We start from the raw sequence: 14,066 nt of genomic DNA on the forward strand, positions 1-14,066 counted from the left end.
AATTTACTTATGAATAATTCTAACAATAAAGAAAATAAGAAAGCTTTGCTGATTAGCAATAGCCGAATTAACAACGAAATCGTCAAAAGTTTAGAGCAGCAGAAGTTAACCGTAACGGTAAATTCAAGAACGATTAAAAATATCATTGCTGCGGGAGATTTTGTTGAGTTCGATTTCATTATTATTGATAGCACGAGCGTTAAATCATCGGTAGATAAAGAACGTTTAGCTATTTTGATGAACTGCCCTGTATTATTTTTTAACGAAAATGAAACACTTGCAGTCATGGATAATTATGGCCAGGCAAAATTTACATTCAGTGAGTTTTCTTGGCCGATAACTTCGGTTGAACTAGGGCAACTTCTGCATTTGTCGTTATATAAATTCAACATCCGTAACAATGAATGCAAGCAAAGTCATTTATTACAAAACACCATTTCCTGTATAGGTGATATTCTAATTTACCTTGATCAGCAAGGAAATATTTTTGATATTAACAATACCGCCGAATTGCTATTTGAACAATCTGCAGCTGATGTTATCGGTAAGCCCTGGTATAACTTGGTTAAAACCAGACAAGATTTAACCGCTAAACAATCTCAGCAATTTATCTCTACAGCAATAAAAATTCAAACCGTAACTAAGCTTCAACCTTTAGCAATTGAAACCGCTAATGGTTCGAGTCAATTAATTGATGGCGTAGTAGGACCTATTACGTATGAAAACGGTAGTGCTGGTGTAGTCTTAATTCTTAGACAGCTAAGCAGTTTAGACAGTTTGCCTAAAGAATTTAATTTTTCGACAAAGAGTAAAAATAATTTAGCAGCATCCAACCCCGTATCAGGCATCTTATTACTCAGCCCAGACAATTTTAATGAGCTTAACTTAAAATATGGGCGTAATTATGGTGACAAAGTACTTTATTGTATTGGCGAATTGCTAAGGGCGTTTGTTCGCCCAACAGACATGGCATCCCATTATGGCGGCACTATTTTTATGGTGATGTTTTCGCAAAGCAGCTCTGCACAAATTAAAAATATTGTCAGGCAACTTCAACAAAGGTTGCAACAACATGAATTCTTGGAAGAACAGTCAAAATTAAATTTTAGCATAGGTGTCGCGGTGAACACTCAAGATCTTAATTATTCGCCTGTTGAGTTGTTCTACCACGCAAATTATTCACTGTCCCAGGCAAGAGAGCTTGGCGGTGCCCAAGTTAGGGAGTGGCAACAACAAAATGCAATGTTGCAAATTGGCAATTTAGACCGATTGAGCGGTAATGTTTCCAAATCAGGTAATCAAGATTATCAGAAGATGCTCATGCAGTGGAGCATTTTAAATTTTCTTAATGAAATCGAACAGTTACCAATATTTATTAAAGAATTACTCACACAGCTCATTAACGGGTTTAATTTAAATTCAGCAGCTTTTTATTGCTCAGAAAACAATTTAGTAAAACTACAGCAGGCGATTAATAATTCAGGTAAAGAATTAACCGAGCAGGATATTTGTTTAACTGAAAATCAACTGTCTCACATTAAATCGAAACAGAATGAACATGGCAAAGTATTTACTTCAGTATTAGCAGAGCATGGTATACAAATTATTATGCCAATATATACCGCAAATAAAGCGGAGTATTTTCTGTGGTTGTCTACTGAACAAGAGCAGCTTATAACCAAGAAAGATCATCACGTTCTGTATAATATTGCCGACTTTGTTGCTGTTAAAATTGAACGTCTTGCTGCCACAACAAATAATAGCAAGATACTTAAGTCCAACAAATCATTGAATTTTTGGTACCAATCAAGCGCTATGGCTAATTTAATGAAAGAAGTTGAAATGGTAGCCCCAACTAATGCCACGGTATTAATTACTGGTGAGTCAGGTACTGGTAAAGAGATGTTAGCGCAAAGTATCCATCAGCTAAGCGATCGTAAAGATAAGCCTTTTATCATCTTTGATTGTGGCGCGGTGGTTGAAAGCTTGGTTGAAAGTGAATTGTTTGGTCATCAAAAGGGGGCTTTTACCGGAGCAAATAGAGATGTAGCAGGACGAATACATGAAGCCGATGGTGGGACACTATTTTTAGATGAAATAGGTGAATTACCACTTGAAGTACAAGTAAAGTTATTGCGCTTTGTGCAAGAAAAGCAATACTCAAAAGTGGGCAGTGGCCATGTTAAAAAAGTTGATGTGCGCTTAATTGCGGCCACAAATGTAGATTTAAAAGAGCAAATTAGTAAAGGTAAATTTCGTGAAGATCTTTATTTCCGTTTAAACGTATTCAAAATTGAAAATGTGCCGCTAAGAAATAGAACTGACGATATTATTCTTATTGCTAAATCGTATTTAGAGATTTTTGCTGGCGAATATAATAAAGGCATTACTGATTTTAGCGAACCGGCCAAGCAAGCGCTATTAGAATACCTTTGGCCTGGCAATATCAGAGAGCTAAAAAATTTAGTACATCGCTCTGTTATTGTTTGTAGTGATAATTTGGTTACTTGTCATCATCTTGGATTATTTCCTGTAAGTAGTAATCCCGTTGAAGATGTTAGTGTTTTGTCTAATCAAATAACGGCGCGTACGAATAGCACTTCAGCAATTGTCTATAAAAACAAAAATGAAGTGAACCATCAATCTGCACATTCAATTAATATTGCCAAAGATTTAATCAACCAATGTTTAACCGGGCATTCAAGCGAAAACCCCGTCGCAATAGGACCGTGGATTGAATACCAACTTTACCGCGAAAGCCTTGAGCATCATCAACAAGTTGCACTGCAAGCCGCTAATAGTTTAAACATAGCTGAAAGTACATTTCGTCGTCGTTGGAAAAAACTTCAAGCGGATGAACAACTAAAAAGTGATGGCAACTTAATTGAGCATTTTGCGTTAGTTAAGCATATTCAACAATTGAGTATGGATGAGTCAAAGGTAGTATTTTCTCAATCCGTGCTGGCGCAGGCTAGCAAAGAATTAGGCTTAAGTGTGAAGATAGCCAGTGCTTTATTAGCGGTTTCTGCGCCAACGTTAAGGCGTATGGTCGCAAGCTGATTTATTCTTCCTGTTGCTTTGCGGAATATGTGTGACAGCTTTTTAATAAACTTAGAAATTGCGCAATATCGCGATCAAAACTGTCTTCAGGTAAGTAGAGGTGGTAACCGTAAGCAAGCGCTAGGTTATCACTTTGGTGTAACCAAGCTCCTACAGGCCCTTTTATCAATTGCTCTTTTGTTTTAAAACCATCAAAGTGAATAGCCCCTTGCTCTATTGTGAGCCGCAAATTTTTTACGGCTAGCCGCACTAGCTCTTTTTGCTCATGAATAAGTTTATTCGCCAACCTTGGGGGAATAGATTTTGCTAATGGTTCTATTGAAGCAAGCCTAATACCAAGATAAGGCAAGCGAACTCTTTCGCCTTGGATATCGGCGTATACTTCTCCAATTCGAATCACATTTAACCAGTATATTTGCCATTGACCTCTGCGATGATTAAATTTTATCGTTTTAGGCGTTAATTCATAACTAATTTTTGGCTCGTTATTCTTAAAATATCCAATTAAAACAACAATGAAGCTAGCTAACATTAACATTGTTAACTGTAATTTATATGCATGCCAATATGTTATATTCAACATTAAGCATATAAACATAAAAATGAGACCTAATATTAATATAAACAAGCCATTACGTCTCGAATTAGGTTTGATTAATAAGGTGCTTATGCTATCCATAATATGGCCGGCGATTAATATTTAACCAGTTAAAACTTGAAATTTCAGTATTTTTTATCATAGTTATGGTAGTGCAAATAATGTTAAAACTAAAGCTTGAGGTAACTATGGCCCAATATCATCTCGATGATAAAGTCTTTAAAGTTGATGGCAAAACCATTGCAATAATTAGCTATCTAACAATTGTTGGTTGGGTGGTTGCGCTATTATTACATGGTAATAACCCTACAAGTTTTGCCGCCTTTCATCTACGTCAAACACTTGGTTTGCTGCTTACTTGGGTACTACTGAGTTTTATTCCAATTGTTGGCTGGATTTTAGCTCTTCCAGTGTTGGTACTGTGGGCTATTGGTTTATATTATGCGTTCGATCATCAATGTAAAGCTGTGCCTGTGATTGGTAATTTTTTTGAACAAAGTTTTAATACCTTGATTGAATAATCATCAATCCTATCCTTAATACCAAGTTGATTAAATTTCACCTAGTTTAATCCCTGCCTTTATGCTTAAATCGTAACAAGAACAACAGGATATCTCTCGGACAGTTAATTGATCAATATTTACCCAGCAAACCGCATGGAAGACTTACTTACTTTGTTTGATGAAGTGCAGAAGGTTTCCACCCTACCTGTTTTAGCTAAAGAAGTCGTACTCGTACAAAACCCTGGCATGCAGCATTGGTTAAATATGCAACAAGCGCAGTTGTCGGGTATTAGTATGAACGCCAGCTTTGTGTTGCCAGCTCAATTTTTGTGGCAACAGTTACGTATTTTATCGGGTGATGAAGTTCCTGATCAGTCGCCATATTCTCGCGAAGTACTTGCCTGGCGAATAGATGCACTTTTACAAAGTGATGCAGTGCTAAATAATGATGACTGTCAGCAAGCAAACCAGTATTGGCAAAGCAATAATAAGCCGGATACCTTAAAACGTTTTCAACTAGCGGTTCAAACTGCTGATTTATTTGAACAATATTTGATTTATCGACCTAAATGGATTGATACCTGGGCAAAAGGTGAATCAGTAACGAGTTTTGAAAGTAATGCTAGCGAACAAGAGCAATGGCAGGGGTATTTGTGGTATTTACTAAATAAACAAAGTCCTTATAACCCTGAAACTTTGATAACAACAGCAAAATCTAATTTGCCTGACTATAAACATTTGTTACCACAAAGAATTTCAATCTTTGGTGTAAATGCATTAGCACCAATGTGGGTAGATTTTCTAAATTCATTAGCAACCGTTATTGAAGTTCACTTCTATCATTTAAACCCTTGTTATGAATATTGGGGAGATATTCAAACGGATAAAACCAAAGCTAAACAAGCCTATTTAAGCCAAATAGAAAAATGGCCAGAAGATGCATTACACAATGATAGTGCTAATCCATTATTAGCTAATTTAGGGCAACAAGGTCGAGAGTTTTTATCATTACTGCATAGTGGCGAAAACATAGAGATCCCGTTATATGATGAGCTTTTCGGACATTCAAATTTATCTGATGAAACAGACTCTCTTCATAAGCCATCGGTTTTACTACAGTTACAAAAAGATATTTTAACCTTAACTGATAAACGCGAAATCCCGATTAAAGTAATTGATGACAGTATAACCATTACTTCTGCGCATAGTGCGCTGCGTGAAGTTCAAGGTCTACATGATTACCTGTTGCATCTATTTAATGATGATAATAATTTAACACCTAAAGATGTGTTAGTTATGTGCCCGCAAATAGAACAATATGCACCATATATTGATTCTGTATTTGTGCGCGGTTGGGAAGATGTCGGTGAATCCGTGCCACCTTTACCATGTTCCATCGCTGATAGGGTATCTAAAGATTCAGAGCCTTTAGTTGCAGCATTTAGTGAATTACTTTGTCTTCCAGACAGTCGGTTTGGGGTAAACCAGATATTATCTTATTTGCGCTTACTGCCATTACAAATGCGTTTTGCTTTAAGTGAGCATGATATTGAGTTAATCAGCGACTGGTTAGATAAAGCAAATGTGCATTGGGGACTTGATGCTAAGCATAAAGGTGAACTATTAGGCACCAATGATGCGTCGCCGCAATATACTTGGCAGCAAGGGCTAGAACGATTGTTAAAGGGGCTTGCTTTTGGCGACAGTACCAGCTTATTTAGCGATGATATGGTTTTACCTTGGGTCGAAGGAAATAACGCCATTGTATTAGGCAAACTATTGCTGTTGTGTGAGCAACTTAAACAGATGAGTATTAGTTTAAATAGTGCGAAAACTGCACCGCAGTGGCAACAATCTCTGGAAAGTTTCATTGAGCGCTTATTTTTAGATGAAGAAAGTGACAATGGCTTACTTATTATTAAACAGGCGGTTTCATCTTTCGCATTGTATTGTAAAGAAGCTGATTATACTGATGCGATTGAGTTGGCTGTAGTCAGAGAATATTTAAATCATCATTTTAGCCAACCAGATCCTGGTCGACAGTTTATGATAGGGCAAATAACGTTTTGCTCTATGCTGCCAATGCGTTCGATCCCCTTTAAAGTAATCGCGGTACTTGGTCTTAACGACGGGGAGTTTCCACGGCAACGCCAACCATTAGGTTTTGATTTAATGTCGATGACGAAAGTGCAGCCTGGCGATCGCTCTCGCCGTGGTGATGATCGTTACTTGTTTCTAGAGGCTCTTATCTCTGCACGAGACAATCTCTATCTAAGTTATCAAGGTAAGGATATTAAAAACAATAACGATCGCCAGCCTTCGATTGTTTTACGTGAATTAATGGATTATTTAAGTGTTGGTTATGGGTGGACGTTTAAAACTGATCAACAAGAAAAGTCGTGCCAAATCAGGCAGCTACCACTACAGGTGTTTAGTTTAGATAATTTTAGTCACAACAATAGTTATAAAAGTTTTGATCAAAAATGGCTGGATCTGGCAAAGGTTAATGAATCGCTTACCAATACCACACATGCAGAGCATGTACTTGCCGCACCAGAAGAACATACTTTTGAAATAAACTTAACGCAAATTAACAAATTTTTGGCTAATCCAGCACAAACTTTCGCTGAACAACGGTTAAAATTATATTTTAATCGCAATGAGCAAGGACTTGACGACTCTGAGCCATTTACCTTCAATCATTTAGATAAGTACTTATTTCAACAAGATGTATTAGTTGAAAATATCATTGAACAAAGCAGTAATAAGCAATCAACACTATATCAGCAAGCTTTATTGTCTGGTAATTTTCCCGATAACCCTATATTTGAGCAACAACTATCAGCATGGCAACTCACTATGCATTCCTTTGCAAAAACGGTAACGGCTAAGATACAAGAATGTCTAAATAGACAAGACTGCTTCGAAGATCTGCTTTCAAATATAAATCAAAGTATGTATATAACTCCGTCCCTTACTTTACTTGAAGAAAATGGCGTTGAGCAGCCACCCCCCTGGCAAGTCAGCGGTGATATTACTCTCTACGAAACGTCAGATTCTTTTATAAGTTTTAGTTATCGTCCAGCAAGAGTGAAAGCAAAAGATCTGAGCCTACTATATTTAAATCATTTATTACTTTGCGCGCTAAGCTCTGGTGACAAAAAAGTATGCACACAGGGTTACTACCTTAATGAAAAAGATAATAAATTACAGCTAGTGAGCTTTGATTTTATTGAAGGTGCTCAGTGTCATATTGCTCAAATCTTGCATTATTATCAGTTAGCCATTAGCAGACCGCTATTACTAAACAATGCGATAGCCGATAAACTTTATTGGAAAAGTGGTAAAGGCGGCGGTAAATTTATTGAAAGCGACTTTAATCAAGCAGAGCTAAGCAAGCTTTGGTATGACGGTTTTAATGTTTCAGGCTTAGAAAGCGATCCATACCTTCAGTACTTTTGGCCAGAGTGTCCGAACTTAGACGAATTTAGCCAAGGTTTTTCTGACATTTACCGAAACTTATATTTAAACCTGTCTATCACTGAACAAGATATGGTGACTGATTTAACCTCAACCTCAAAAACAGAGGCTATAGATGAGTAACACTAAATCTAATCAACAACATACTGTTAAGCATGTAGCCCTGCCTTTACTAGCTGAAAAACTGCCGTTATCAGGCTGTCATTTAATTGAGGCAAGTGCTGGTACAGGTAAGACATTTAATATCACCCGCATATATTTACGCATGTTGTTAGAACGCAAGCTAAGTGTAGAAAACATATTAGTTATGACGTTCACTAAAGCCGCTACCGAAGAAATTCGTGGCAGAATAGATGAATTTTTGCGTGATGCTTTGGTTAATTGGCAAAAGTATACCGAAACCAAGCCCGAACCATATTTTGTTGAACTTGCCAGGACAGTCTCATTTGAAGATGTTCAGATCATAATTAAAAATGCACTAATTAATCTCGATGAAGCCGCTATATTCACCATACATGGTTTTTGTAAGCGGGTTTTATCACAGCAAGCATTTGCTTCAGGAATGAATTTTAATGCCCAAATGGAAGCTGACGACAGCGATATAGTACTGCAAGCGTGCCAAGATCATTATCGAATTTTAGCTCAGGATAAAACATTAGCTGATTATGAAATGCTTGTTGAACATTGGCCAAGCCCTGATGCGTTTTTATCAAGCTTTAAAGGGTTACTCTACGATGAAGACCTACCAAATATTAACGATAAGCACAGTTTAATTTATTCGTTACAGATGTTAGCTAAAGTTGCTGAAAGTGAATTACTTTGTCATGAAGCTATAATTTATGAAGCGTTAATAGATAGCAAAAAGGCGAAAGCAAGAGAAAGCAGAATTACCGAATTTGAGCAATTATTACAATTTTTAAAAGAGCTACAATTAGCCAATTCAAATATTGAAACTCTGCTTGCTAGTGCCCCAGATTTTAAATTTATAGCAGCGAATCGCTTTGCTAAATCTTCTTTTAAAGAACAATTGAAAATTGCATTCAAGACAACGGGTCAGGTTAGTAAATCTATTAAAGGTTTTAGTGCCGCGTTACTAAAATCTAACTCTTACTGTGTTGTGGTTAATGCGATAAAAGCCATTAAAAACAAGGTTGTAATAAGTAAACGACAACTTAACCTACTTAACTTTGATGACTTGATCTCTCAACTTGCATTTGCACTTGAAAAAGAACATACCCTTGAGGTAAAACCATTAACTAAAGCGTTGAACGAGCAATATCCGGTCGCGCTGGTTGATGAGTTTCAAGATACTGATCCAAAACAATTCGCTATTTTAAAACAGCTTTATTTTACCGATACTGCATTTGAAGTTGAACCAGGTAAACGTTCAGCTTTGTATCTAATTGGCGACCCCAAACAAGCTATATATGGTTTTCGTGGTGGTGATATTTTTACCTATTTAAACGCAGGAAAATTGGTTGAACAACAATGGGTAATGGATACCAACTGGCGTTCATCATCGGATATGATTGCGGGCTACAATCATTTATTTTATGGCAGTAGTTTAGAAAGTAAGGCAAAGGATGTTTTCGGATTTGATATCAAATATCAGCCGGTAAAACCGTCTATTATTGCCGATAAAGAACAGTTGATTGACCATGCAAATTATAAAGCCCTGCAGTTTGTTGATTTTCCAGCTGGTGAAGAGTTCGAATATCGCGGCTATATTAAAACTGAGTTTCGAGCATATATGGCTCAGTGGGTTGCGGGTGAGGTGGGTCGTTTATTAACTGACGCAAAATTATCCACTGCAAATAACTCCATGCAAGTAAAAGCTGCAGATATAGCAATTTTAGTCAGAGATGGCGGTGAAGCGAACGACATAAAACAAGCGCTGAATGCGCTAAATATTGCCTGCGTGTATAAATCACAACGGGCAAATCTGTTTTTAAGTGATATTGCCCAACAATTTGTTGCTGTGTTAAATGCCATTATCAATCATGAAGATGATCGTGCATTTGTGGTTGCCTTGTCGGGCCCATATTTTTCTTATTCACCAACTAAACTTTATGAAATCCAAAATGATGAGTTTGTTTGGGAAAAAGTTCGCAGCGAATTTAACCAATTAAAAGCAATTTGGTTTAAACGCGGTTTTATGGCCATGGCGCTCAAGATTTTGCATGATTACTATCCAGGTAGTCAGCAAGATAATGAACGGCAACTCACCAACATTATTCATTTGTTTGAATTGCTACAAACTGCCAGCCAGCGATTAAAACAACCGCAAGAGCTTTTGGCTTATTTAACTGAGCAATGTCAAAACCCTTCACAAAATGAAGCAGAGCTTAGGTTAGAAAGTGATGCTGACCTGATCCAAATAGTCACACAGCATGGCTCAAAAGGGCTCGAGTACCCAATTGTATTTGTGCCTTTTGCAACACGCCATAAAGATCCGGTTAAGTTTGGGTCTGCATTTAAAGAAGTATTACGTTTTCATCAAGATGAAGGCAGTTTAAATGTTCATTTAGGTGATGATGCCAGGGCTAGGCAGTGTATGGCTGCTGAAGGTTATGCTGAAGACGTACGTTTGCTTTACGTTGCTGTTACAAGAGCGAAGCATCGTTGCTACTTGGCTTGTACAAAATTTCAAGGCTACGAAAAATCGCCTCTTGGTAACGCATTGCAATTAACACCAGGGCAAGATTTTTCTAACGGGGTTAACTCACTGATAAATTCTGCTGCTGGTGCTATTGGCATCAGCACAGAGTTGGGCTCAGCTTTTGCTGGAGAGCCTTTAGTTGAGCAAAGTAAGAGTTTAGAATTTGAGCCAGCAGGATTTCAAGGTCGAATTGAACGTGATTGGTGGCTAAGTTCCTTCTCGGCACTGACTAGAAACATGCGACATACGGGAAGAAATGAACCAGATAGAGATCTAGGCGAAGAATTAACAACGGCGGCTTTTTTAAAGAAAGATTTAATTCGCTTTGCTTTTCAAAAAGGCGCAAAAACGGGAAATTTACTTCATGATATATTTGAACGGATTGATTTTGACCAGCCAAATTGGCATAAAGATGCAAGTTACAATTTAATCAATTTTGGCGAGTTACCTCCAGGCTTTACCCAGAGTGATGTTTATGACTGGTTAGAGGATTGTTTGAAATCTTCACTGAATGTGCAACAGCATAGCCTTGCTCAGCTACCTCTTGAGCAAACCTTGAGAGAAGCTGAGTTTTATTTTCCTATGGAAAGTGTCGACTTGCATTGTTTGAAAACATTATTAACTCAGTTTCGAAAATCTATGGGCTTAACTGATAATCAACTTTCACAAGTTAATACTGAGTTACCCGCATATGGACAATTAAAAGGCATGATGCACGGGTTTATTGATTTAATTTTTAGTAAAGATGATAAATATTACGTTTGTGATTATAAATCGAGCCACTTAGGCGATAAGTTTAGCGATTATTATCCTGACAAACTCACTTTGCATGTTATTGAAAACTTTTATGATCTACAGTTTTTAATTTATTCTTTAGCCTTGCATCGATACTTAAAACGGCGAATCAGCAATTATTCGATAGATGAACACTTTGGTGGTGTTTATTATCTATATTTACGCGGTATGAACACTACAGACGAAAATTTCTCAGGAGTGTTCTTTAATAGTTTATCAACAAAGTTAATACAGCAACTTGATCAACTCTTCTCTGGTAAATCGATTTCAGTTGTAAACGATGCCAAGGAGTACAATGATGCCTAATTTAGCCAAAAGCATAGATAATAGCTCAGATAAAAATTACCCTCCTTATCAGACGTTTTATCAAGCAGAACAAAATTTAGATGGTCTGCAAGCTATTGATTATTACTTAGCATGTAGTTTAATTGAGCACAGTACAGTTAAAACAAGCTTACTGTTTCACCTGTTTTTGGCGTTGAGTGTCAGTCAAAGGGACGGGCATAGTTGTTTAGAGCTTAGAGGACTAAGCAACAAGTCGCTGTGGCAAGTTAAAAATGAATCTGTTGAAAGCAAGGACTATCAGGCTCTTGTGGTAGATGAAAAGCCCGGCTTTAACTTTCCTGATTTGACTACTATGCTTGCTACTCTAAATGATGTTGCAATTATGGATGCCGATTGTGCAAACCAACTTGTAGTTTTAGAACACCAGCAATTATATTTACGCCGTTATTGGTACTTTGAAAAAGAGCTGGCAAGTTTTATTGAAAAAAAGTTCTTACAATCCATAAATGTAGATAACAGTCAAATAGAGCAAATTATACAATCGCTATTTCCATCAACTAGCAATGCCGTAGATTGGCAACTAACCAGTGTTGCTAATGCGTTAAATAAAACATTCTCTATTATTGCCGGCGGACCTGGTACTGGTAAAACTTATACGGTTACGAAATTATTAGCCGGTTTGCTGTTGCAAAATGAAGAGATTCGAATTGAAATGGTTGCACCTACGGGGAAAGCTGCACAGCGACTGTCGGAGTCGATAATAAGTGCTGTAAATTCATTTAAACAGCAACAAGCCATAGATGAGGCAATTTTAGCGAAAATACCGACTACCGCCTCAACCATCCATCGTTTACTCGGGGTTATTAAAAATAGTCCTAATTTTCGTCATCATCAACAGAATCAATTAAGTATAGATGTGTTGTTGATTGATGAAGTTTCAATGGTTGATTTACCTATGATGGTTCGCGTATTTAGGGCACTGCCTCTAGACTGCAAAGTAATATTATTAGGTGATGCCGATCAACTTCCTTCTGTTGCAACTGGCAGCGTACTTGCTGATTTAGCACCTTGGCCTAATACTCAGTACAGCTCTAATAATAAAAGCTTTATCGAACAGGTGACAAAGCAACAGTTGCCAAGCTTTAATAAATGCCCTTCGATGGATTATTTAACTTACTTAACATTGAGTCGTCGCTTCAGTGGCGATGGGGGAATTGGTAAAATAGCTAAGTTGGTTATCACATCCAAATCCAGTGACTCTTGGCAATTACTGACTGAACAAAGCGATAACGAACTCGACTTCATTGGAGACAAGCCTTTACTGGAGAATATTAAACGTTTAACTGAGCAGTTTTACTCGCCAATTTATACTGCTACCACTATTGAACAAGCATTCTCAATTTTAGACCGCTTCAGAATTTTAGTGCCAACACGTGTAGGTGAAGCAGGCCTGGAGAACATAAATTTAATTGTTGAGCAGCATTTGATAAAGCTAAACTGCATTGTATCAAAACAACAGCACTATCACGGTAAACCTATAATGATCAGCCAAAACCACTACGGGGTTAATTTATTTAATGGTGATATTGGTTTGATATTTAAAGATAACAGTGGGCGATTAATGGCATATTTTGCTGAAGGGGAGAACTATAGGGCTATATCGATTTCTCGGTTACCGAGTTTTGAAACAGTGTTTGCTATGACAATTCATAAAACTCAAGGCTCTGAGTTTGAAAATGTTGCATTAATTCTTCCCGAATCAGGTGCTGATCGTTTATTATCTCGGGAATTGATTTATACCGGAATTACGCGTGCGAAAAAACACCTGCAAATATTCTGTAATAAACAAGTTTGGCTTGCTGGTGTTACTCAAAAAGTAAGCCGTGCCTCTGGTTTAACCAAACGACTTATGTCGTTTATGACTGATGAATAATATTGGAAGAAAATATTTTGCAACTCAAAGATATAGATAAAAAGCGTTACCGACAACACCTCAACAAAATAATCGTAGCATTCATTGTATTGTTTTTGATCTTAGCTCTTGTTTTTGGCCAAACCTTTATTGCGTTATTCGCCAGTGAAAGTGCAAATAGTGATAACTTTTGGTTTAATTTTTCCGGAGTTATTTTAGCTTTAGTTACTTCTTTAAGCATCATAAATAAATATAAAACACACTCCTTCATGACTGAAGTGCTGTATGTTTGGCAATTAAAACAACAAATAAATTTTATTTACCGAAAGTTAAAAACGGTTAAAACTCAAGCGTTTACTGATAATGATATTAATGCGTTAATTATTCTCAGCTTTTATTATAAAGCTTGCCGGCAATTATATTTACTCGATGACAACACCATCACTCTATCTTCTTTAACTAGAGAAGAGAACACTCTGCTTGAGTTTATTCAAGCTCACCATTTAACGATAAATAGTGACGATTATTCCCCGCAACTTATAAAAAATGTTTAATAACAATGGCTTGAATTTATAGTTAGTTACTACAACGTTTACTTACGTATTCTTTCGTAGATTTTTTCTCTTAAAACTTGGTAAAACCTCAGGTAAACACTAGAATTATTGCAAGGTTTGTATTTTTCCTTGAATAAATTTTGAATTGATTAGTACCGAGTATTTAGCGAATTAAATCTTTATTCCTGCGGTTTATTATTTGTAATAAATACTAAGGATA

7 protein-coding genes are annotated in these 14,066 nt (G+C 36.9%); 6 read left to right on the forward strand and 1 reads right to left on the reverse strand.

The window, feature by feature from the left end:
* Positions 1-9 precede the first annotated feature (9 nt).
* The gene (locus tag RI844_RS03305) at positions 10-3,060 is read left to right on the forward strand and encodes a sigma 54-interacting transcriptional regulator (protein ID WP_348397050.1); all 3,051 of its coding nucleotides are present in this window, start codon (positions 10-12) and stop codon (positions 3,058-3,060) included.
* A 1-nt stretch (position 3,061) separates the two neighbouring features.
* Here RI844_RS03305 and RI844_RS03310 read toward each other — a convergent pair whose 3' ends face one another.
* Positions 3,062-3,598, reverse strand: coding sequence for a DUF2982 domain-containing protein (locus tag RI844_RS03310; RefSeq protein WP_348397051.1), 537 nt, complete (start codon positions 3,596-3,598; stop codon positions 3,062-3,064).
* 221 nt (positions 3,599-3,819) lie between these two features.
* On the opposite strand from RI844_RS03310, the gene RI844_RS03315 reads away from it, so the two are divergent.
* The 5 genes from RI844_RS03315 to RI844_RS03335 all read left to right on the forward strand — a co-directional run bounded on the left by RI844_RS03315 (position 3,820) and on the right by RI844_RS03335 (position 13,846).
* Entirely contained in the window at positions 3,820-4,179 is a 360-nt protein-coding gene (locus tag RI844_RS03315) for a hypothetical protein (protein ID WP_348397052.1), read from the forward strand.
* A gap of 108 nt (positions 4,180-4,287) precedes the next feature.
* Positions 4,288-7,764: an exodeoxyribonuclease V subunit gamma gene (gene recC, locus RI844_RS03320; RefSeq protein ID WP_348397053.1), complete on the forward strand. Its 3,477-nt coding sequence runs from the start codon at positions 4,288-4,290 to the stop codon at positions 7,762-7,764.
* Positions 7,757-11,401 carry an exodeoxyribonuclease V subunit beta gene (recB, locus tag RI844_RS03325; RefSeq protein WP_348397054.1) on the forward strand — a complete coding sequence of 1,215 codons (3,645 nt, stop codon included), beginning with the start codon at positions 7,757-7,759 and terminating at the stop codon, positions 11,399-11,401. Before recC ends, recB begins: the two co-directional genes overlap by 8 nt.
* Positions 11,391-13,313, forward strand: coding sequence for an exodeoxyribonuclease V subunit alpha (gene recD, locus RI844_RS03330; protein ID WP_348397055.1), 1,923 nt, complete (start codon positions 11,391-11,393; stop codon positions 13,311-13,313). Before recB ends, recD begins: the two co-directional genes overlap by 11 nt.
* A 17-nt stretch (positions 13,314-13,330) precedes the next feature.
* The gene (locus tag RI844_RS03335; RefSeq protein WP_348397056.1) at positions 13,331-13,846 is read left to right on the forward strand and encodes a DUF3087 family protein; all 516 of its coding nucleotides are present in this window, start codon (positions 13,331-13,333) and stop codon (positions 13,844-13,846) included.
* Positions 13,847-14,066 lie beyond the last annotated feature (220 nt).

The sequence above is a fragment of the Thalassotalea fonticola genome (genome assembly GCF_032911225.1).
GTDB classification, from domain to species: domain Bacteria; phylum Pseudomonadota; class Gammaproteobacteria; order Enterobacterales; family Alteromonadaceae; genus Thalassotalea_A; species Thalassotalea_A fonticola.

Bases quoted from the DNA above. Each gene is read 5' to 3' on its own strand.
- RI844_RS03310 (WP_348397051.1), bottom strand. From the start codon at position 3,598: ATGTTAATGTTAGCTAGCTTCATTGTTGTTTTAATTGGATATTTTAAG.
- recD (WP_348397055.1), top strand. From the start codon at position 11,391: ATGATGCCTAATTTAGCCAAAAGCATAGATAATAGCTCAGATAAAAAT.
- RI844_RS03305 (WP_348397050.1), top strand. From the start codon at position 10: ATGAATAATTCTAACAATAAAGAAAATAAGAAAGCTTTGCTGATTAGC.
- recB (WP_348397054.1), top strand. From the start codon at position 7,757: ATGAGTAACACTAAATCTAATCAACAACATACTGTTAAGCATGTAGCC.
- RI844_RS03315 (WP_348397052.1), top strand. From the start codon at position 3,820: ATGTTAAAACTAAAGCTTGAGGTAACTATGGCCCAATATCATCTCGAT.